The organism is Desulforamulus aquiferis, assembly GCF_030577015.1.
GTDB classification, from domain to species: domain Bacteria; phylum Bacillota; class Desulfotomaculia; order Desulfotomaculales; family Desulfotomaculaceae; genus Desulfotomaculum; species Desulfotomaculum aquiferis.
On the sequence record NZ_JARPTC010000021.1, the window covers coordinates 20,030 to 41,588 of the forward strand.

General features: G+C 43.1%; 22 protein-coding genes. 17 read left to right on the forward strand and 5 right to left on the reverse strand.

The window, feature by feature from the left end; genetic code table 11:
- The first annotated feature begins 98 nt into the window (after positions 1–98).
- The 10 genes from P6N53_RS13755 to P6N53_RS13800 all read left to right on the forward strand — a co-directional run bounded on the left by P6N53_RS13755 (position 99) and on the right by P6N53_RS13800 (position 9,762).
- Positions 99–1,040, forward strand: coding sequence for a hydroxyacid dehydrogenase (locus tag P6N53_RS13755; protein ID WP_304544133.1), 942 nt, complete (start codon positions 99–101; stop codon positions 1,038–1,040).
- 21 nt (positions 1,041–1,061) lie between these two features.
- Complete coding sequence (locus P6N53_RS13760; protein ID WP_304544135.1) at positions 1,062–2,099, forward strand: Ldh family oxidoreductase; 1,038 nt, start codon at positions 1,062–1,064, stop codon at positions 2,097–2,099.
- 93 nt (positions 2,100–2,192) lie between these two features.
- Positions 2,193–2,471, forward strand: a complete 279-nt coding sequence (locus P6N53_RS13765; protein ID WP_304544136.1) for a UxaA family hydrolase — start codon at positions 2,193–2,195, stop codon at positions 2,469–2,471.
- Between the two features lie 6 nt (positions 2,472–2,477).
- Positions 2,478–3,638 carry a UxaA family hydrolase gene (locus P6N53_RS13770; protein ID WP_304544137.1) on the forward strand — a complete coding sequence of 387 codons (1,161 nt, stop codon included), beginning with the start codon at positions 2,478–2,480 and terminating at the stop codon, positions 3,636–3,638.
- A gap of 303 nt (positions 3,639–3,941) precedes the next feature.
- Positions 3,942–4,931, forward strand: a complete 990-nt coding sequence (locus P6N53_RS13775) for a tripartite tricarboxylate transporter substrate binding protein (RefSeq protein ID WP_304544139.1) — start codon at positions 3,942–3,944, stop codon at positions 4,929–4,931.
- 89 nt (positions 4,932–5,020) lie between these two features.
- Entirely contained in the window at positions 5,021–6,544 is a 1,524-nt protein-coding gene (locus P6N53_RS13780) for a tripartite tricarboxylate transporter permease (protein ID WP_304544141.1), read from the forward strand.
- Positions 6,537–6,986, forward strand: a complete 450-nt coding sequence (locus P6N53_RS13785) for a tripartite tricarboxylate transporter TctB family protein (protein ID WP_304544143.1) — start codon at positions 6,537–6,539, stop codon at positions 6,984–6,986. Before P6N53_RS13780 ends, P6N53_RS13785 begins: the two co-directional genes overlap by 8 nt.
- A gap of 151 nt (positions 6,987–7,137) precedes the next feature.
- The gene (locus tag P6N53_RS13790; protein ID WP_304544144.1) at positions 7,138–7,836 is read left to right on the forward strand and encodes a tRNA (adenine(22)-N(1))-methyltransferase; all 699 of its coding nucleotides are present in this window, start codon (positions 7,138–7,140) and stop codon (positions 7,834–7,836) included.
- A 39-nt stretch (positions 7,837–7,875) separates the two neighbouring features.
- On the forward strand, positions 7,876–8,991 hold the full coding sequence (locus P6N53_RS13795) for a Nif3-like dinuclear metal center hexameric protein (RefSeq protein WP_304544146.1): 1,116 nt from the start codon (positions 7,876–7,878) through the stop codon (positions 8,989–8,991).
- Positions 8,992–9,048: 57 nt separating this feature from the next.
- Entirely contained in the window at positions 9,049–9,762 is a 714-nt protein-coding gene (locus tag P6N53_RS13800) for a zinc ribbon domain-containing protein (protein ID WP_304544148.1), read from the forward strand.
- Here the strand turns inward: P6N53_RS13800 and pepF are convergent.
- Positions 9,754–11,541, reverse strand: coding sequence for an oligoendopeptidase F (pepF, locus tag P6N53_RS13805; protein ID WP_304544150.1), 1,788 nt, complete (start codon positions 11,539–11,541; stop codon positions 9,754–9,756). The genes P6N53_RS13800 and pepF overlap by 9 nt on opposite strands.
- A 75-nt stretch (positions 11,542–11,616) precedes the next feature.
- Positions 11,617–12,081, reverse strand: coding sequence for a ribonuclease HI (gene rnhA / locus P6N53_RS13810; protein ID WP_304544548.1), 465 nt, complete (start codon positions 12,079–12,081; stop codon positions 11,617–11,619).
- Positions 12,082–12,255: 174 nt separating this feature from the next.
- Between rnhA and P6N53_RS13815 the strand changes: the two genes are divergently transcribed.
- From P6N53_RS13815 to P6N53_RS13825, 3 genes are all read left to right on the forward strand, one after another.
- Positions 12,256–12,825: a hypothetical protein gene (locus P6N53_RS13815; RefSeq protein ID WP_304544152.1), complete on the forward strand. Its 570-nt coding sequence runs from the start codon at positions 12,256–12,258 to the stop codon at positions 12,823–12,825.
- 134 nt (positions 12,826–12,959) lie between these two features.
- Positions 12,960–13,595 (forward strand): flavin reductase, encoded by a 636-nt coding sequence (locus P6N53_RS13820; RefSeq protein ID WP_304544154.1) that lies wholly within the window; start codon positions 12,960–12,962, stop codon positions 13,593–13,595.
- 267 nt (positions 13,596–13,862) lie between these two features.
- Positions 13,863–14,270, forward strand: coding sequence for a hypothetical protein (locus P6N53_RS13825; protein ID WP_304544156.1), 408 nt, complete (start codon positions 13,863–13,865; stop codon positions 14,268–14,270).
- A gap of 39 nt (positions 14,271–14,309) precedes the next feature.
- Here the strand turns inward: P6N53_RS13825 and P6N53_RS13830 are convergent, their stop codons facing one another.
- From P6N53_RS13830 to P6N53_RS13840, 3 genes are all read right to left on the reverse strand, one after another.
- Positions 14,310–14,849 (reverse strand): hypothetical protein, encoded by a 540-nt coding sequence (locus tag P6N53_RS13830; RefSeq protein ID WP_304544158.1) that lies wholly within the window; start codon positions 14,847–14,849, stop codon positions 14,310–14,312.
- A gap of 125 nt (positions 14,850–14,974) precedes the next feature.
- Positions 14,975–15,124 carry a DUF1540 domain-containing protein gene (locus P6N53_RS13835; protein WP_304544160.1) on the reverse strand — a complete coding sequence of 50 codons (150 nt, stop codon included), beginning with the start codon at positions 15,122–15,124 and terminating at the stop codon, positions 14,975–14,977.
- 141 nt (positions 15,125–15,265) lie between these two features.
- On the reverse strand, positions 15,266–16,264 hold the full coding sequence (locus P6N53_RS13840) for a GGDEF domain-containing protein (protein ID WP_304544162.1): 999 nt from the start codon (positions 16,262–16,264) through the stop codon (positions 15,266–15,268).
- A 160-nt stretch (positions 16,265–16,424) separates the two neighbouring features.
- Between P6N53_RS13840 and P6N53_RS13845 the strand changes: the two genes are divergently transcribed.
- From P6N53_RS13845 to P6N53_RS13860, 4 genes are all read left to right on the forward strand, one after another.
- A complete protein-coding gene (locus P6N53_RS13845) occupies positions 16,425–16,985 on the forward strand; it encodes an NADH-quinone oxidoreductase subunit NuoE family protein (protein ID WP_304544163.1) in 561 nt (186 codons plus the stop codon).
- The gene (locus P6N53_RS13850; RefSeq protein ID WP_304544164.1) at positions 16,927–18,861 is read left to right on the forward strand and encodes an NADH-quinone oxidoreductase subunit NuoF; all 1,935 of its coding nucleotides are present in this window, start codon (positions 16,927–16,929) and stop codon (positions 18,859–18,861) included. Before P6N53_RS13845 ends, P6N53_RS13850 begins: the two co-directional genes overlap by 59 nt.
- Entirely contained in the window at positions 18,815–20,710 is a 1,896-nt protein-coding gene (locus P6N53_RS13855) for an NADH-dependent [FeFe] hydrogenase, group A6 (RefSeq protein WP_304544165.1), read from the forward strand. The genes P6N53_RS13850 and P6N53_RS13855 overlap by 47 nt, the downstream gene beginning before the upstream one ends.
- Positions 20,711–20,854: 144 nt before the next feature.
- The gene (locus tag P6N53_RS13860; protein ID WP_304544166.1) at positions 20,855–21,493 is read left to right on the forward strand and encodes an HAD family hydrolase; all 639 of its coding nucleotides are present in this window, start codon (positions 20,855–20,857) and stop codon (positions 21,491–21,493) included.
- Positions 21,494–21,559: the final 66 nt, after the last annotated feature.

Here is a 21,559-nt window from a genome sequence, read left to right on the forward strand (position 1 = left end):
CAACATACATGCAATAAACTATAGGTGTGGATGAAATTAAACAAATTTACTTAAACTAGAACAACCAAGTCATAATTGTAAAAAACGAGGTGACTAGTATGAAAGCCGTAGTAACAGAACTTATTTGGGAAGAAGGTCTAGAGATTTTACGCGAACAGGGCGAGGTTAAATATGACCAAAACCTGTGGAAGAGTGATAATCTTCTAGAGACAATTAAGGATGCGGACTTGCTAATTGTAAGGAACCAAACAAAAGTAACCAGGGAATTAATGGAGCAGGCACCTAATTTAAAGGTTGTTGGAAGATTGGGTGTAGGGCTTGATAACATTGATGTTGCTGCTGCCAAGGAGCTAAACATTAAAGTAGTGTTTGCAAGAAATGCTAATGCAGTTTCGGTTGCTGAGTATGTATTTTCCGCAATGTTTGCATTTTCTCGCCCCTTGGAGAAAGCTTCACAAGATGTTAAAAAGGGAAACTGGAACCGTAAATTATTTACCAGAGAAGAAATCTATGGTAAAACCTTAGGACTAGTAGGGGTAGGCGAAATCGGTGCGAGATTAGCATCAAGGGCTAAAGCCTTTGGTATGAATGTAATTGGCTTTGATCCTTTCTTACCACCCTATGAATTAGCTTGTACAGATATTGGCGTATGCATGGACTCTCTGGAGAAGGTGTTGGCAGAGTCTGACTATCTAAGCCTTCATGTACCCTTAAATGACCAAACTAGAAATCTTATTAACCGGGATAGTATAAAGACCATGAAAAAGACCGCCTATGTTATCAACACAGCCAGAGGTGGTGTGATAAACGAAGATGATCTTTACGAAGCAATTAAGTCAGGAGAAATCGCCGGGGCTGCCCTTGATGTTTTAGTCAAAGAGCCTCCCCAGGGTAACAAGCTCCTGGAGTTAGAAAATGTAATAGTAACACCACATATTGCAGGGCTTACTGAAGAAGCGCAAGTTCGAACCTCAGAGTTAGTGGCCAGAGAGTGCCTGAAGGTACTCAAAGGGCAGGGCTCTATGTGCATAGTAAGGTAGAAAAGGAACGGAGGGCTGTAGATGAATTTCACCGCTTCACAACTAATAGAGTTTTGCTCCAGCCTGCTCCAGGGAGCCGGAGTTCCCAAGGCTGATGCTGATATTGTAGCAGATGTACTTGTGGATACCAGTCTGGAAGGTTTAGATACACACGGGATAAGCAGACTTCCCATTTATCTTACAAGGATTCAAAACGGCAGAATAAACCCTAAGGCAGAAATTAAAGTATATAAAACAGCTCCTGCTGTAGCCAATATTGATGGTGATAATGGGCTGGGACAGTTGGTAGGGGTCAAAGCCATGGATGTAGCTATTGAACTGGCAAAAGAGGCTGGAGTTGGCTCGGTTGCAGTAAAACATAGTAATCACTACGGAGCCTCCTCTTACTTCTGTAAACAAGCCAGTGCAGCAGGAATGGTAGGACTTGCCTTTACTAATACCCCTTCAGGAATTCCTCCGTGGGGTGGTAAAGAAGCATATTTTGGTACAAACCCAATAGCATTTGGCTTTCCTGGCAAGGAACAGCCAGTGGTGGTGGATATGTCCTCCAGCATCGTAGCAAGGGGCAATATCATATTGGCAGCTAAGCAGGGAAAACCAATTCCTGAAGGTTGGGCTATTGACAAGGATGGTCGACCCACCACTGATGCAAAAGCAGCCCTTGATGGTGCAGTACTCCCAATGGCTGGTCCCAAAGGTTATGCCATGGCCCTTGCAGTGGAGGCTATGTCCGGTGTGTTAAGCGGCTCTGCAGTTGGTAAAGAAGTTGGCTGGATCTATGATGAAAGTACCAAACCAGTTGATATTGGACACTTCTTTATAGCTATGGATGTATCAAAATTTATGCCTATGAATGAATTTCTTGGTCGAATGGATCAAATGATAACAGAGATCAAAGAGTCTCCTAAGGCAGCCGGAACCGATGAAATATTTATTCCTGGTGAGCGTAGATTCAATAAGGCTAAAATACGCCAACAAGAAGGTGTTCCAGTTACTGACCAGCTTTTGGCTGAGCTAAATCAATTGGCTCAAAGCGTAGGAGTTAAGCCATTAGGCTAAACTAATAAAGGTTTGCCAAAGCACTTTATTAAAGTTCTTGGTAAAAAATATAAATTAAAGGCTACTAAAGTAGCACAAAAGGAGGAAGCAACCTTGATTAAATTCTTGATCCATGACGAACAAGACATGGTTGGTGTAGCCGTAGCTGACATTAAAACCGGCGAAGCCGTAATCGGTAAGATCCAGGACTCCGACAAAACTGTTGAAATCAAATCCGTAAGTGATATCCCCCTAGGTCACAAAATTGCTCTCCGTGACATGGCTGCCGGAGAAAGAGTAATTAAGTACCATGTTCCCATTGGCAAAACCGTCCAAGCTATTAAAGTGGGCGAGCATGTACACACTCATAATCTAAAGACTGAAAGGTGGTAAGATAAAATGTCAGTACCGACTTTTATGGGTTACCGTCGTGAAAACGGCACAGTTGGTTGCAGAAACCACGTAATTATCCTTCCTGTTGATGATATCTCCAACGCGGCATGTGAAGCTGTAGCTTCCCACGTTCAAGGCACCATGGCTCTTCCACACCCCTATGGTCGCCTGCAGTTTGGTGAAGACTTAGAACTGCATTTCCGTACCATGATTGGTACCGGTGCAAACCCCAACGTGGCAGCTGTAGTAGTTATTGGTATCGAGCCTAACTGGACCAACCTGGTGGTAGATGGTATTGCTAAAACCGGCAAGCCCGTAGCTGGTTTCTCCATTGAGCGTAATGGTGATTTCAAAACCGTTGAAATGGCTTCCCGCAAGGCGATGGAGTTTGTACAGTATGCAACCGAATTAAAGAAAACCGAATGCAGCTTTACCGATATGACCATCAGCACCAAGTGCGGTGAGTCCGACACCACTTCCGGTTTAGCTTCCAACCCCTCCATCGGTCGTCTTTATGACCGTCTGGTAGATATGAACATGACCCTGTTCTTTGGTGAAACCTCAGAAGTTACCGGTGGTGAGCACCTGGTTGCCGATCGCTGTGCTACTCCTGAAATCAGAGAAAAGTTCATGAAGACTTGGACTGAGTATGACGCTTTCATCAAGAGCCAGGGTGTAGACCTCTGCGGCACCCAGCCTACCCAGGGCAACATCGCCGGTGGTTTAACCACCATTGAAGAAAAGGCCCTTGGTAACATTCAAAAGATTGGCAAGAAGGCTATGGTACAAGGTGTACTGGCCCCTGCAGAAGCTCCCCAGGGTAAAGGCCTGCACTTTATGGATACCTCATCAGCTGCTGCTGAGTGCGTAACCCTAATGGCTGCTGCCGGTTCCATTTGCCACTTCTTCCCCACAGGTCAGGGTAACATTGTTGGTAACCCCATCATCCCTGTAATTAAAGTGTGTGCTAACCCCATTACCGTATCTACCATGTCTGAGCACATCGATGTGGACCTGAGTGGAATTTTACGCGGTGAGATGGATCTGGATGGTGCGGCTGATGCCCTTATGTCCATGATGATGCGCACCCTTAATGGCCGCATGACCAATGCGGAAGTTCTTGGTCATAAAGAATTCGTGCTTACCAAACTATATCGTAGCGCTTAATCTTCCTTTTCAGCCTAGGTGTAAGGAATCAACCCTTGATTCCTTACACCCGGCAAATAATATCCTTCCTTTGTCATCCCTGTTGCATTTATTCCTGGTAGAACTGTTAGAGAACTGTAAGATTTCTATAATTTATGCCAAAAAATCAGAATATTTTAAATGAGTATTACCATAAGCGTAACATGCTTGTAGAAATGTTCAAAATTGGCACAGAGAAAACTGGTGCATAAGATTAAATTATTTGTTATATTGGTAACTGTATTGTTAACAATGCAGCCAGTTAACTAAAAAGGAGGATTACTCGTGCGCAGACCAAAGATGCTCGTATTAATGGTAACCCTTTTATTTACAATGTCTTTCTTGGCAGGTTGTGGTAGTTCAAAGGCCCCTGAGGAAGCTGGAAGTAAGTATCCCGAAAAGCCCGTTAATATGATTATTGCCTTCACTGCAGGTGGTTCCAGTGACGTACAAGCCCGTCTTATGCAAAAATACTGGAACAAATATGTTCCTTCACAGCCCTGGACTTTTATTTATAAGTCTGGTGCCGGTGGAGCAATCGGCTTCAATGACATCGCTAAGGCTGACAAGGATGGTTATACCATCGGTGGTGTAAACGTGCCTCATATCGTTTTGCAACCAATTGGCCAAGGTGCACAGTACAAGCCTGAAGACTTTGACTATATTGCCCAGGTAGTAACAGATCCCCAGGTTCTAGTTGTTAAGAAGGATAGTCAGTTTACCTCTGTACAAGATGTAGTAGAATATGCCAAGGCTAACCCTGACAAGTTAAAAGTAGGTATCACCGGTACCTACACCGGTAACCATATGGCCCTACTGGACTTCCAGGATCAAGCTGGTGGTATCAAAGTTGCTCAAATCGTTTACAAGGGTGCCGCTGACCTGAACGCAGCGCTCCTTGGCGGTGAACTTGATGTAATGATGGGTAACTACAATGATGTAATGCGCAGCCTGGATATGATGACTATTCTAGGTATTGCTACTGAGGAAAGATATGCTCCTCTGCCAGATGTACCTACCATGAAAGAGCAAGGTGTTAATGTGGTAGCAGATATCCGTCGTGGCTTTGTGGCACCTAAGGGTATACCTGAAGATAGCCTGAAGTTCCTGCGTGACACCTTTGAGAAAATTGCTAATGACCCAGACTATGTTGCTGATATGGAAAAGGCCGGTCAACCCCATGACTACCTGAGTGGTGACGAGTTCGAGAAGTATGTAATGGAACAACAGAGCCACGCTCAAGATCTGTTAACTAAGTTTGGCCTTATGAAGTAATCGCCTAAAATAGTAGGGTAGGAGGATTGACTTCAATTCTCCTACCCTGTTCCACCAGTTAGCAAAAATATCGGAAAAGAGGTGGATCTATGTGGGAGCATATGCTGGCAGGTCTTCTAAATGCAATGACACCGGTTAACCTGCTAGTTGCTGCATTAGGAATTACCGGCGGTATCTTGATTGGGGCCCTTCCTGGGCTAACAGCCACCATGGGGGTAGCCCTTTTAGTACCACTAACATTTGCAATGGATCCTGCAACAGGCTTGGTTATGTTAGGGGCAGTATATACAGGTGCAATTTACGGTGGTGCCAACTCAGCAATTTTGATTAACACACCAGGCACACCGTCCTCAGTAGCTACTACCTTTGACGGCTGGCCCCTATGTAAGCAGGGAAGGGCAGACGAAGCCCTCATTACTTCCCTATTCTCTTCCTCCTTTGGCGGGATTGTTGGAACCATATTCTTAGCTTTTGTCGCAGTTCCACTGGCCATATTCTCGTTGAAATTTGGAGCTCCTGAATTTTTCTGGTTATGTATTTTTGGACTCAGTACCATTGCAGCCATGTCTATGGACAATGTACTGAAGGGATTGATTTCCGGTGCTATTGGCCTGTTAATTGCTTGTATCGGATTGGATCCGATGACCGGAGCACCACGCTTTACCTTTGGCAGTTACTCCATGGTTCAAGGAATTGAAGTAATTCCAGCCATGATTGGTCTATTCTCATTTTCTCAGGTAATTAACTTGGTAGGCAGCAGAGATAAATTCATTGCAGACTATAAACCAACCCCAGGTGCATTAAGACGGGTATTAACCAAGATATATCAAAAATGTAAGATGAACATTATGCGTTCATCCCTGATTGGTACTGTTGTTGGTATTCTCCCCGGCGCCGGTGGAGAAATAGCCTCTATTATAGCTTACAATGAAACTAAGCGATGGGATAAAGATCCTGCTAAATATGGCAAAGGTGCCATTGAGGGCGTAGTAGCCTCTGAAAGTGCCAATAATGCTGTAATCGGTGGTTCTTTAATTCCGTTGTTAACATTAGGGATCCCCGGTAGTGCTGTGGCCGCTATTATTATGGGAGGTCTTCTGGCACACGGAATTGCCCCTGGCTTTAAAATCTTTACCCAACACGGAGATGTAGCCTATACCTTCATTATGTCCCTGATTGTGGCTAATATCTTAATGTTTTTTGTGGGACTGGCCTTAATTAAAGGCACTGCCCGCATCTTAAACATTCCAACCTCTTACATTGGTGTCGGTGTCGTGGTACTTTCCATTATCGGCTCCTATGCTATACGTAACAGTATGCTAGATGTGGCCATGATGATTGTATTCGGTCTCATCGGGCATTTTGGAGGACGTATAGGTCTGGATACAGGTGCTATGGCCCTGGGTTTAATCTTAGGCCATATCATTGAAGAAAACCTTGGTAAATCCATGGCTTTAGCCGGAGCAGAAGGATCTATATGGGCCGTGTTCTTTGGCAGCACCATCTCCTTTATTTTAATATTGCTGACAATAGCTTCGGTGATGACCCCCTTCTTCCTTAAGAAACGTGCAGCTAAAGCAGCTGCTGCCAGGGGAGGTGCCAAAGTTGACTAAAAGAAAAGTTGATATTTTGACTGGTATAGTGTGTTTTGTGGTTGCGGCAGTTTTTTGGTTCCAGGGACGGGAGCTAGAAGCTCATCACAATCTGTTCCCGCTATTACTGGAAGGATTTCTGGTCCTCTCTGGTATCTACCTAATCATTGCAGGGGTATTGAATAAAACTGGTAACAAGGCGGACAATGTAAATATCGATTATGGTCGAGCTTTACAAATGATCTTGGCTACCATAGTTTACATTGTTGCAGTTAATATGATTGGCTTTTATGTTTCCAGTATGCTGTTTTTAACATTGATGTCTTGGTACCTAAATGAAAGGGGCCTTACGCTGCCGGCTTTAGGCATTTCTTTAGCCTTTGCAACCATTTTAACTGGAGCCATTTATGCTGTATTTACCATGTTCCTAAGGGTACCAACTCCTTCGGGAATACTGTTTTAAACCAGGAAACCAGCCCAATAGTTCTTTGAACAGGGGCTGGTTTTCTTTATATATGAAATAAATGGACATAAAATGGCCATGCTTAAAAGAAAAACTGAAATTAAGAGGATTTTATTGTCCATTTGCAGAAACATTTATTTGAGGTATCAACATGCTAAAAATTAGTAATCGTTTAGAAACTATGGCCAGATACGTCCCAAAGGGAAGTATCGTTGCGGATATAGGCACTGATCACGGTTATTTGCCTATATATTTGGTTGCAGGTGGTTCCTGCCCCAGGGCTGTAGCAGGGGATATTAACCTTGGACCACTGGAGGCTGCAAGATTGAATGTGGCCAATAATAATTTAACAACAAAGATCGATCTTAGATTAGGTAATGGATTACAAATCCTTAAGCCTGGTGAGGTTGAGGTTATTTGCATAGCCGGGATGGGAGGCGGCACCATAAGGGACGTTCTGTCAGAATCGCCAGAGGTTGCCAAAGCTGCCAGGAGACTAATCCTTCAGCCAATGGCAGATGAAGCAGAGTTAAGGCGATATCTAACGACAACCGGCTGGTATATATTGGATGAAGAGCTATTAATGGAAGATGGGCGTCTGTATCTAGTTATCGTTGCTGAACAAGGTAATAATTGTCAGTTAGATCCGGTACTGTTAGAATTAGGGCCAAGACTAGTTGAGAAAAACCATCCTTTGCTTAAAGAACTTATTGATAGGCTGTTATTGAAATACAATAAGGTATTAACCGGTTTATTTAAGAGCACTAACCACCAGTCCATTAAAAAAGCAGAAATGATAAAGGATAAAATTAATCAAATAAGAAAAGTGGAAGAGAAACTGCTTAATTAAAATTGTTTAAAATAAAGAATGCTATGTGGAGGTTTAAGAATGGCTACCGGAAGAGATGTAGTTGCTCTAATCGAAGAAATAGCACCCAGGTCTTTGGCAGAGGATTGGGATAATAGCGGTTGGCAAATTGGCAACCCCCAGGAAGAAGTGGGGAGAGTACTATTAGCCCTTGATGTGGATAATATCATACTAAAGGAAGCCCAGGAGAAAAAGATAGACTTAATAATTTGCCATCATCCTTTGTTAATGAAGGGAATTAAAAATATACGAATGGATGACCCAAAGGGAGCATTGATTACAGGACTAATAAAGGCAAATATTGGTGTCTATGCTGCCCATACAAATTTAGATAGCTCAGCCTGGGGAGTCAATAGCCTTCTTGCTGAGAGAATTGGGTTAAGCAATAGCAGTGTATTATATCCTGCTGTCGGTGAAAGTTTTAGTAAGCTTGTGGTTTTTATTCCTTCAGAGCAGGTTGAAAAGGTAACGCAGGCAATATGTGGTGCAGGGGCTGGGTGGATTGGCAACTATAGTGACTGTACCTTTCAAGTAAAGGGGACAGGGACTTTTTGTCCACAGGAGGGAACAGATCCCTATCTTGGTGAGCAAGGGAAGCTGGAAAAGGTAGAAGAAATAAGACTCGAGACTATTATACCTACCTCCCTTAAAAAGTTGGTTATCAAAGAAATGCTGGAGGCTCACCCCTATGAGGAAGTTGCCTATGATCTTTATCCATTGGAAAACAAGACAAACCAACAAGGACTTGGGCGTGTAGGGGAATTAAAGGAGGCTATAAGTTTTGCCGACTTTATCCTAGGCTGTAAAGCAAGTCTAGGTCTATCAACAGTTAGGGTTGGCGGCAATATGTGGAAAAACATTTGTAGAGTTGCCGTATGTGGGGGATCTGGTGCGGAAATGTGGCAGGCAGCCTTGGCCGCAGGGGCAGATGTATATGTTACCGGAGATATTAAATATCATACGGCCCAGGATATGCTGGCTGCCGGACTGAACTTCATTGACGCCGGACACTTTGCTACAGAGCATTTGATCATGACAGAATTGCAAACAAAATTGGCCGAGCTATGCAGAGCTAGAAGCATTAACACAGAGGTTATTCTCACAAAACGTCAATCTGATCCATTTATGTATCTTTAGGATAGAGGGTATATTGCCCCTGTCCTTTTATTTTTATATAGAAATAGGAGTGATAAAATGCTTGAACTTAAAAGACTATGGCATTTACAAATATTGGAGGAGCAGAGAGAAAAGAGCTTGAACAAAAGGATAGATCCCAAGATAACTAAAAAACTAAAGGAACTAAAAACCGAGATTGAGCAGGGTCAAGAAAAGCTTAAGGAATTAAAGGATTTATACGAACAGGCTGGTCAGCTACAGAAGCACTTTTCCCAGGAGGCTCAAGTAATAAAAGACAAAATATCTGCAGTGAGTGAGAAAATATATGGTGGCTCCCTGCAGACCAAACAAATTGAAACCTATCAGCAAAGGCATGGTGATTTGAGGAAAAAGCTGCTGGAAATAGAGGATAGAGAACTAGAATCCATGCAGCAAAGGGAAGATATTAAACAGCAGTGGGAAAAGCAAAAAGCAACCTTAGCAAATGACACCAGGAGCTTTAAGGAACTGCATCAGGAATATCTCCAAGGTAAGGAGGAAATAAAAGAAAGGGCCAATGACTTGGCCCGGGAAATCGAAGAACTTATAAGGAATATTAAACAGGAAAGCATGACTGAATATCTAAGATTAAAGGGAAAGTATCCGAATCCAGTCAGCAGAATCACTAGGGATACCTGCTCGGGTTGTCACCTGTCTATATCTTTTGAACAGCTAAAACAATTAAAGAGACTTGAGGAAATAACCTATTGTAACCATTGTGGGCGGATGATATTTTGGGATCCTTTAGAGTAGCTTTGTTGCTAAATCGAGACTTTCTCCGAAGGATTTGAGACAGTCATCCACAGGTTGGGGTGTGCCCATATCTACACCGGCATATTTAAGCAATTCTATGGGATAATCTTTGCCGCCGCTGGATAGGAAAGCCAGGTATTTTTCCAGTTTTTCCTGACCTTCCTTGAGGATACCGTTAGATAGTGCTACTGCTGCACTGAAGCCTGTTGCATACTTATACACATAAAATGCGTTATAAAAATGGGGAATCCTGGACCATTCCATACTGATTTCATCATCCAGCTGTACTCCCTGGTAGTAGAATTTATTCAATTCATAATAGATTTCGCACAGGCTATCCGGGGTAAGGCTGATGCCCTCCTCAATCTTTTGGTGAATAATCTTTTCGAACTCTGCAAACATGGTTTGTCTAAATACCGTTGTTCTGAACTGCTCTAAATTATAATTTAAAAGATACAGCTTTTCTTTGTTGTCCGTTGATTTTGCTAATAGATGATTAATAAGTAAATTTTCGTTAAGGGTAGACGCTACCTCTGCTACAAAGATGGTGTAACTGGCATTTCGGTAAGGTTGGTTATTGTGTGAGTAGAAGGTATGCATGGCATGACCTGCTTCGTGGGCCAGGGTAAATACATCATTAATGGTGTGGTTGAAATTCAGCAAAATATAGGGGTGATAACCATAGGTACCTGTGGAGTAGGCCCCGGAGGTTTTACCCTTATTCTCATAAACATCGACCCAACCATTGTCAAGACCGCCCTTAAGATCCTGTAGATACTTTTCACCAAGGGGAGCCAATCCATCCAACATCAGTTTAGCTGCCTCCTGATAGGTATAGGCTTTATTAAGCTCTGAGACCAGGGGGACGTATAAATCATACATCTGTAATTCAGGAAGCTTCATTACCTGCCGACGAAATTCAACATACCTGTGCAATAGAGAGATGTTTTTTCGCACGGAGTTTATCAAGTTATTGTATACAGATAGATCAACATTGTCGGCAAAAACACTGGCCTCTAAGGCACTATTATGTTTCCTAAGTCGTGCCAGGAGACAATCCTTCTTAACAGAATTAATCAAGGTCTGGGCGATGGTGTTCCTGAAGGATTTGTATACACCATATAGCTGGTTGTAGGCGTTTTTTCTAACTTCTCTGTTTTGACTTTGCAGCATACCGTGGTAGCGCCCATGGGTAAGTTCTACTGATTCGTTATTTTCATTTTTGAGATGCCCAAACTTAAGGTCTGCATTATTTAATATTTGAAATATACTCTTTGGTGCTCCAGTCAATTCACTGAAGGAGGAAAGGATTTTTTCCTCTGGGTCTGATAGGATATGTTCCTTATTACGACCTATTTCCTTGATAAAATGTCGGTAATCTTGAAAATCTTCAGCTTTTGAATATTCCTCCAGCAGAGTGTAGTCTATTTTCATCAATTCTGGTATGAAGTAACTGGTCATTTCACTATAGGTGACAAAAAGACTTTTAACTTGATCAAATAGTGCCAGGGAGGCAGTATTTGCATTATCTTCATCCAGCTTCATGTGGGCATAGGTATAGCATTTTTCCATTAATTGATCTAAAGTATCTTGCAGAAGTAAAGCTTCTAATATTGTCTCTTTATTGCTTAGCTTTCCACTCAAGCCGTGAAACTTTTCCAGGAGCTCTCTAATGAACTGCATGTCCTTTGCAGCTTCCTCTGAGTCCTTATAGAGGTTGGCTGTATTCCATTTATAGATATCCTCTATCTCATCCCGGTTTTTTATGTTGCTGTTCAAGGCTATTCCTCCTTACTAATTTTCATTCTTTATAATATGAGCTAATGGCCATGTATTACCATGCCATTTAATGGTTTAAATTTCCCCCCTAACATCCGGAAGCAGGTTAGGCTGTTTGGCGGCTTCTACGGCAAGTTGATCGCAGCGTTCATTTTCAGGGTCTCCGGCATGACCCCTCACCCACTTAAATTTAACCTCATGAAATTTACAAAGTTCCAGCATTCTGATCCACAAATCTGGATTTAGGGCAGGTTCTTTTTTATTGCGCATCCAGCCGTTGGCCTGCCATTTTTTTGCCCAACCCTTCTCCATGGCATTAACTAAGTACTGGGAGTCGGTATGAATGGTTACATTGCATTTTTCTTTGAGGTTTTCCAAGGCCACTATTGCTGCTAGTATTTCCATTCTGTTGTTAGTAGTATCTTTGAAACCGGCAGAAAGTTCTTTACGATGCCCTTTATAAAGCATGACAACCCCGTAGCCACCTGGGCCAGGATTTCCTGAGCAAGCCCCATCGGTGTAAATGACTACCTCTTTCATTTTTTTATTGTCCATCTCTAGAATCCTCATTTCAAATTAGCTTTAGATTTATGGTTGTGGAGCTGGAAGATATGCTTGTTCCTATATACCTTATTCTACCAGTTTAGTCAAACTAATTATACCATCTGTTGGCAGGGGGTTAAAGCTTGTGGTATTATGTACGAGAGGTGATTAATGTTGAAAAGAGTTACTTCTTTACTGCTTGTTTTTTGCTTATTCTTTACCATGACTACACCAGCCTGGGCTAAAAAGGCCGGTGGGGCTATAGCTAAGCCGAAGCCCACCACAAATCAATCTAGCCCGAGCAAGACAAATGATTCAGGTACTGCCAAGACAGAAACTTCAGGGGATAAGATTCCCTATACTAATCTTCCGTCCAGTAAAGCTGCCACTGGTGCAGGGGCTGCCGCAGGAGCGGCAACGGCAGGTCGCTCAAACCTGTCAGGCTTTGCCCCATCCTTTTCTCCTTTCTCCGGAAACTTCTGGATGTGGATGTTTTTAATGAACAGCTTCGGACATCGCCCTGCGGCGGCACAGACAGAGGGGGGAGCCGAACTAGCTCAAGCAGCTGCCGGCTCGGCTGCAGAGTCTGCCCAGTCTGAAATTTACACCCCTGGTGTAGCTGATTACTGGGAGGCAGATCCAGTAGCCAATACGGTTTCCACATTGCTTCTTGTAGCAACCGTTGCTTTACCGATATGGTTTTTCTTAAGATGGCGGAAAAAGAGAGCATCCCTTAATTGATGCGACCTCCCTTTGGGGAGGTTTATTATTTTTTATGTAAGGAATTTTTATTAAACCTGAAATAACTTAATTGTATATAAATGTTAATATTAATAAAACGGGTTATGCTAAGAGCTATTAAGGAGGAATTAGTTTTGGGTACTAACGAGATACAACTCGCTAACTGCAAGGACGAAATTAGTAAAGCATTAAGAAGTATATCCTATGGCCTTTTTATTATTTCATCAGTAAAAGATGGAAAAATCAATGGGCAAGCTGCTAACACAGTTTTTCAAATAACCTCGGATCCTGTAACCCTCGCCATTGGTATTAACAAGAATAATCTTACCCATGAATATATTAATTCAAGCAAGGTATTTTCGGTGGGGGTTTTAAACACAGAGGGCCTGTCTTTAGTGCGTAATTTTGGTTTCCGTTCAGGTAGGGATGCTGATAAGTTTGATGGGATAGAATATGAAACTGCTGAAACAGGGGCACCTTTATTGAAGGATTCCTTGGCCAGCTTTGAATGTAAGGTTGTAGGCAGCATGGATTTAGGAACCCATACATTGTTCATCGGAGAGGTTATTTGTGCACAAACCTCGGGAGCTGGAGAGCCAATGACCTATGCCTTATATCATAAGATCAAAAACCGGCCAACTGCCCAATCGAAAGATAATGTGACGAAATGGGTTTGTAAAGTATGTGGTTATGTGCATGAAGGGGATCAACCTCCAGCCCAATGTCCTGTGTGTGGCGTTGGCCCAGAGGAATTTGAAAAGTTAGAATAAGTTTTTACAGCATTGAATGTGCAGATATGGATAAAATAAATATGTAAACAGACCCAGGAGGTGAGCGGTATAGAATTTCGCAGAAATTACTCGGGTAAAAAACTCTATCTAACAAATCAAAGGCATTTAAATGGCATGATGCACCAGCAGAGTGCTTTTAGTGGGCTGGCTACATATCTGCCCCTTGAAAAAAATAAGTAAATTATGCTAAATAAACCATCTCCCCGGACGAATTATGATAGTATGTAAATGGAGGTGGTTTTTACTGTGTATTTCTGGAAGGCAATAAAATTGTCCCTTATCCTAGGGCTATATTTGTTGATCCAGGGTTGTTCCCAGGAAACCTCAATTGTAGAGCCAGTTAAGCAAGAGCAAGTAAAGGGAAAGGTAACAATTAAATCGGAGGTTGGTCATCAGGATGAAAACTGGCTGAGGGTTACCGGCAGCGTTAAAAATACCTCGGAATATTCTGTAACTGCCATTGAAAGTAAGGTTGTTTTAATGGGGGAGGGGCAGGTATTTGACTCAAGAATTCTAACCCTGTCCCAGGGCAAAGTGCTCAGGCCAGGAGAGACCCTTACCTTTGATAGCACCTTTGACTATGGTTCCCGTGAGGTCCCGCTTATTGATGCAGAAGCAGAAATTGTTAATTTGCAAGTGATTCAAAATAAATAGCTTAAAAGCCGCTAATCAGCGGCTTTTAAGCTTATACAGCTATTCCTTTTCTTCCTCTTCTTCCTTTTTGACATCCTTTACATCCATCATGCCGGGACCCATACCCATGCCAGGTCCCATTCCCATGCCGGGACCCATACCCATGCCAGGTCCCATTCCCATGCCGGGACCCATACCCATACCAGGTCCCATTCCCATACCAGGTGAGAAACCTGGAGTTGGACAATCGCCTGTTACCGGGCAACCAGGCATACCTGGGTTTACTGGATAATGGGGGGAACAAGGGATGGGTTGGGGAGGTGGGCAAATATCATCCATTACACCTGCCACCACCACGGAGCAAACGTTCCATAAAGGAATAATTGTAACATTTAATTGGGTAGGAGCACCCCGGTGCAGCTCAATGTAGTCTTGACCTACAGCATGGAGCATACCCTGCACCGGTGCAGCACCGGGACAGTTCAGATAAACGGTTATTTGCTGGTGCAGCAGTTCGCAGAGACGCTGCAAGAAAGTAGGAGCAACTACTGGCGGCTTTGGATGATGCTTGCCGGCTTTTGATTCAACAGTATCAATCATGGATTTTCACAACCTCCTAGATAGAGTTTGCTATATCCTATTAAAAAAATTGTTAAATGGTTCCAATAATAAGATTGTTTAAAATAAAAAGAGCTGATCAATAGTGATCAGCCCTGCCTTTAATACTAATGCTTTGGTTTAAAGGTTTCACATTGTGTTTCTTCTGATGTACTTGAGTTTTCAGAGCCGGAATGATTAACCTGAATCATTGGGGCATCACACATAACATCAGAGTTGTATTGGCACTCTGTTACTGAACACTTGATTGTAGGCATTTCCAAATCACCTCCCATTCAGATTAACCTTATCTTACCCAAGCAGAACTAAAAAAATTCATCTAATATTGGTAAAAATACATAAATATACAAGATAAAGCCCCACAGTCAAAGTTTTGACTGTGGGACTTATTTAATATTTTAGCTATAGGATTGATCAACAGTTATAGTCTTGTTTCGTCCATGTGATTTTGCGTAATAGAGGGCTTGGTCTGCAAGCTTTAAAAGGTCAGAGGCATTGGTGGTATGGGTTGGGTAGTTGGCCACTCCGATGGAAACAGTTACTCTACGATATGGAAAGACAGTATCAACTACCGCCGTTCTAATTGTTTCTGCCTGGGATATCCCTTCATGAAGGCTGGTCTTGGGTAAAATGAACGCAAATTCTTCGCCGCCGTATCTGGCCACAATATCAGAAGGTTTAAGGTGTTTAAGAAATACTTTGGCCAGGGTCTTTAATATCTCGTCACCAGCCGGGTGACCATAGGTATCGTTGTAACCCTTAAAATCATCAACATCCAGCATAAATAGGCTCATCGATCTGCTATGACGATGGCATTTTCTAATTTCTTTTTGGAGCTGCTCTGCAAAGAAGCGATGATTAAATAGGCCTGTTAGGGCATCGGTTTCTGATAAATCCTGGAGCTTTTTATTTAGAATGGCATTTTCCAGGGCCAGGCTGACCTGAATGGTAAAGAGTTCTAAGATCATGTTTGTTTCTTCACTGGCTTTATATTGCTCAGGGAATAGGGCAAAAATTACTGCCAGTGTTTCACCATTTCGTCCATAGAGAAAAACACTCTGCAGCTTTTGATTACTGTTTTGGTAGCTCGCATTATTGGTTGACACTGTGGACAAAGGATTTTTATCTTTTTCTTGCAGATTGGGACAAACTATATATTGGTTGGAGTCAATACCCCGGCTAATAATTTCTAAGGGCTGTTTATTTTCATCCAGCAGCACAAACTGACAGCCTGGAACCTCGGCTATTTGCATAAAACCATTCAAAATAAGATTATACATAGTCTTTAAATCGTTTTCTCCCGCAATTTGTGCAACAATCCAATGCAGGCGGGTTAGCTTTTCATTAACTTCAACAAGATTCTTTATTTTTTCTATTACGTCAATTCCAAAATTCATGGACGATGCCCCCATCTAAATGTTAGACATATTAATTATAACAAAAATAATTTATTTCAGATATATTTAACCAACTATTTGGTTTACATAAGTACAATAATTTGAATTACAATTGTTTATTGGGATAAACTAACCTTGAGATTTTTGGAGGTGATATGGATTGGATTTGAAGGATAATGAGATAAAAAAGAAGTTTAATAAATTGGATGAAATTCTTGCTATCTATGGAAAGGATCATGAACAGCTTATTCGGGTGCTGCAAAAGGCTCAAGATGTTTTTGGTTATCTTCCTGAGGAAGTTCAGGCCTATATTTCTCATAAAATGGGTATTCCGGTAAGTGCCGTAAACGGTGTTGTGACCTTTTACTCATTGTTTTCCACCGAACCAAAGGGTAAATACAATGTCAATGTATGTCTTGGTACTGCCTGTTATGTTCAAGGTGCTCAAAAAATATATGAGGGCTTTAAGGAACAGCTAGGTATCAAGGATGGAGATACCACCGAGGATATGCTTTTTACCGTTCGAAGCAGCCGCTGCATAGGTGCCTGTGGACTTGCTCCGGTGCTGACAGTTAACGAAGATGTTCATGGTAAACTCTCCACGAAGGATGTAGCCAAATTGATAAGCCGCTATAAAAAGAACGAAACGGCAGGTGAAGATAATGGTAAAGACTTACCTGGAGTTGGAGACTATCAGGAACCAACACCTACCGGGCCTTAGGCCTAGGTTTGGAGAGGCTGGAGAACAGGGGTATCAAGTTTTAGTCTGTACTGGAACTGGTTGTGCTTCAGGTGGCAGTGAGCCTGTCATTAAGGCCCTTAATAGAGAGATAAAAATTAAGAATTTGACTAAGTCTATAAGTGTCGTGCCTACCGGCTGTTTTGGTTTTTGTAAAATGGGGCCAATTGTGCTGGTTCATCCGGGGCAAACATTTTATTGTTTGGTAAATGAGAAGGATGCTGAGGAATTGGTGGGAGAGCATTTTGTTAAGGGTCAAATTGTTGAAAGGCTTCTATATAGGGAAGGAAAAGACAAAAAAATTTTTCAGCATATGAAGGATATTCCCTTTTTCCAGTCCCAATTGCGAATAGCATTGAAAAACTGTGGAGTTATTAACCCGGAAGATATCAGAGAATATATAGCAAATGATGGTTATTTTGCCCTCTATGATGTATTACATAATAAAGAACCTGAGCAGGTAATAGAAATAATCAGCAATTCAGGTCTTAGGGGACGGGGAGGCGGAGGTTTTCCCTCAGGACGAAAGTGGCAATTTACTGCCCAGGCAGAGGGACAACCTAAATATGTAGTTTGTAATGCAGATGAAGGTGATCCTGGAGCCTTTATGGATCGCAGCATTTTGGAGGGAGATCCCCACAGTGTTATAGAAGCAATGGCCATTGCGGGCTACAGTATTGGTGCTAACCATGGAGTGATATATATTAGGGCGGAGTATCCCATAGCCATTAGACGTTTAGAGGTGGCATTAAAACAGGCCAGGGAAATGGGATTATTGGGCGAGGAGATATTTGACAGCGATTTTACCTTTGATATTGAATTGAGACTTGGTGCGGGGGCCTTTGTGTGTGGCGAGGAAACTGCACTGCTCAAATCGGCCATGGGTGAAAGGGGAGAACCTAGACCCAGGCCGCCCTTTCCGGCAGTTTGTGGTTTCCGGAATAAGCCTACCCTACTAAACAATGTTGAAACCTATGCTAATGTACCAATTATCCTAAGAAAAGGTTGGCAGTGGTACGCTTCCCTGGGAACAGAAAAAAGTAAAGGGACCAAGGTTTTTTCCATTGCCGGCAAAATCAATAATACTGGGCTAATTGAAGTCCCCATGGGTACTACCCTGAGAACTATCATATACGATATCGGCGGAGGAGTGCCGGGTGGCAAGAAATTTAAGGCGGTGCAAACTGGCGGCCCATCGGGAGGGGTTATTCCGGCTGACTTACTGGATACTCCCATTGATTATGAGTCTTTGACTCAAGTAGGCTCTATGATGGGCTCCGGTGGATTAATTGTCATGGATGAAACTGATTGTATGGTGGATATAGCAAAGTTTTATCTGGAGTTTAGTCAGGATGAATCCTGCGGCAAATGTACTCCCTGCAGGGTGGGCACTAAGCGTATGCTGGAAATCATGGAGCGAATCACAGAGGGTAAGGGGGAGATGGAAGATTTAGAAGAGTTGGAGGAACTTTCTAAGGATATTAAAGAGGCCTCCCTGTGCGGCTTAGGACAAACTGCACCGAATCCGGTTCTTTCTACCCTGAGGTTTTTTAGAGATGAATATATAGCCCATGTTCGTGACAAACAATGTCCGGCGGGAGTGTGTCGGGAATTAACTGATTTCGTTGTGGATAAAGAGAAGTGCATTGCCTGCGGCATCTGTGCTAAAGCTTGTTCTGTGGATGCAGTGATTGGTGAGAAGAAAAAAACCTATTATATTGATCGCCAGAAATGTGTAAAGTGCGGCGCATGCCAGTCCAGGTGCCCTAAGGATGCCATCTTTAAAATTGCTATGGGAGGTGAGATGAAGGATGACAACAAACCGGCAGACGGAAGGACCACATACCCTACCCCGTGAGCGCCCTATTGGAAAGCCTCCCCTGGAAAAGACCGGGGATTTGGTAAATATTTTTATAAATGATGAGCCTGTCAAGGTAGATAAGGGAACCAATGTACTTGAGGCATGCCGGGAAAACGGCTATGAGATCCCCAGCCTTTGCTATCTAAAGGATTTAAACACGGCAGGCTCTTGTCGGGTTTGTGTAGTGGAGATTGAGGGCAGCCGAAATTTGCAGGCAGCCTGTGTTTACCCGGTCACTGAAGGGCTAAGGGTTCACACAAATACCCCAAGGGTACGCCGAGCCAGGCGCAGGGTGGTTGAGCTTTTGTTGTCAGAACATAACAGAGAGTGTACCACCTGTGCCAGGAATCTAAATTGCGAATTGCAGACCCTGGCCAACAAGGTTGGGGCCAGGGATGGAAAATTAACGGGACAGCATAGACATGTTCCGCCAGTTGTAAAAAATCCTTTTATTGTTCGAGATTACAGCAAGTGTATTAAGTGTCGTCGATGTGAGGCAATTTGTAAGAACAAACAGGGAATAGGGGTTTATTCTCCCCTCTACCGGGGCTATGATACGGTTATAGCTCCAGCCTTTCAACGGGATTTAGGTGACGTGGCCTGCATCGCCTGTGGACAGTGTGTTCTGGCCTGTCCCACAGCGTCTCTAACTGAACGGTCCTATATTGATGAGGTATGGAAGGTTATCGAAGACCCGTCAAAGCATGTGGTGGTTCAAACTGCCCCGGCAATTCAGGTTAGTATTGGTGAGGAATTTAATCTGCCGGTGGGAACAGTGGTTTCAGAAAAACTAGCAGCAGGATTAAGACGCATGGGTTTTGATAGTGTTTTTTCCACTGATTTTGCTGCGGACTTAACCATCATGGAAGAGGGGCATGAGTTGCTGGAAAGATTAGACAAGGGTGGTCCCCTGCCCTTAATATCCTCCTGCAGTCCTGGATGGATAAAGCTCTGTGAACATTTTTATCCCGAGTATATAGACAATATATCAACCTGCAAATCTCCCATGGAAATGTTTGGGGCATTGGCTAAGACCTATTATGCCGAGCAACAGGGGATTGATCCTAAGGATATGGTTGTGGTAGGGGTTATGCCCTGTACTGCCAAAAAATTTGAGGCTGCCAGGCCAGAGATGGAAACCTATGGTATCAGGGATGTGGATTATGTCATAACGACCAGGGAATTGGCTAAAATGCTGAAGCAGATTGACATTGATTTAAAGAAGCTGCCAGATGAGAATTTTGATCAACCCCTTGGCTTATCCAGCGGGGCAGCCAATCTTTTTGCCACCAGTGGGGGAGTGATGGAGGCAGCCATTCGAACAGCTCTGGCCTTAACCGAAGGGAAGGAAATGGGACGGTTGGAATTCAAAGAACTAAGGGGTACTGAGGGGGTCAAAGAGGCGGAAGTTGAGCTAAAGGGTAAAACTGTCCGCCTAGCGGTTGCCCATGGCACCCGCAACGCCAGAAAGCTAATGGAAAGACTTAAAAAGGGAGAGAAATTTGACTTCATCGAAATTATGGCCTGTGCAGGTGGGTGCGTCGGGGGTGGAGGACAGCCCATCACCAATGACCCGGAAAAACCGGAACTGACCATGGAACATAGAAGTAATCGGGCCAAGGGCTTATTTGCCTTGGATTTAGGCAAAAAGATGCGGCGCTCCCATGAAAACCCGGCGGTAATTCAAGTATATAAGGATTATTTAGGGAAACCCATGAGTAAGAAGGCCAAGGAAATTTTGCACACTAAATATACCGCCCGGGGTCCCTTGCCAGGATTCGACTTTGAGCCGGAGAAGGATAAAGAGGATATACCTGTTGGAAATTTACCAGGCCTGCTGCACTAATCTTATAAGCTATTACTTATGGGTCTTGTGATCACCAAGACCCATAAGTATGCTCATTAGTCCAAAAACAGAACCTATTAAACATAGACCGTTAGTCTAAACATCATGCTATAATATTCTGGTATACAAAGCCAGGAGGTTATTATGAAAATAAATACGGTTTTATTTGATCTCGACGGCACCTTAATAGACTCCCTGCCGTTGATTAGGAGGACTTATCAAAGGGTTTTTAATGAGCTGAATATACCCTGGGTTAATGAGGTAATGAACTCTGTAGGACTGCCCCTGGTGCAAATTGCTAAAGAATATGCGGGGGAAGAAAGGCACAAGGAATTTTTTAAGCTATACCAGCAATACTATGCCATTGAACATGATGTCATGACCCAGGTATTTCCGGGAACGGTGGAAATGCTTTCGACTTTAAAAGCCCAGGGCTACCGCTTGGGGCTGGTTACCTCAAAGAGCCGATCGGTGGCTATTAGAAGTGCCCAATATGTGGGGATAGATAATTTTATGGAGGTTGTTGTTGGTGCTGAGGACGTTACCAGGCACAAGCCGCAGCCTGAACCGCTGCTAAAGGCTTTGGACCTCATGAATTTGCCCGCGGACACAGCTGCCTATGTGGGAGACAGCCCCTTTGATATTATGGCTGCCAAGGGAGCCGGAGTTATGGCGGTGGGAGTCACCTGGGGGATGTCAGATCGGTTGCAAATTATGCACCATGAGCCAAATGTTATTCTTGAGGAATGGGATGACTTAATAAAGTTGTTAGGTTTAAAATAAAAGTCCTGTTTATAGGCCTTCAGACTGTTGAAAAAGCTACAACTGGGTTTTAATAATCCCGAGCAG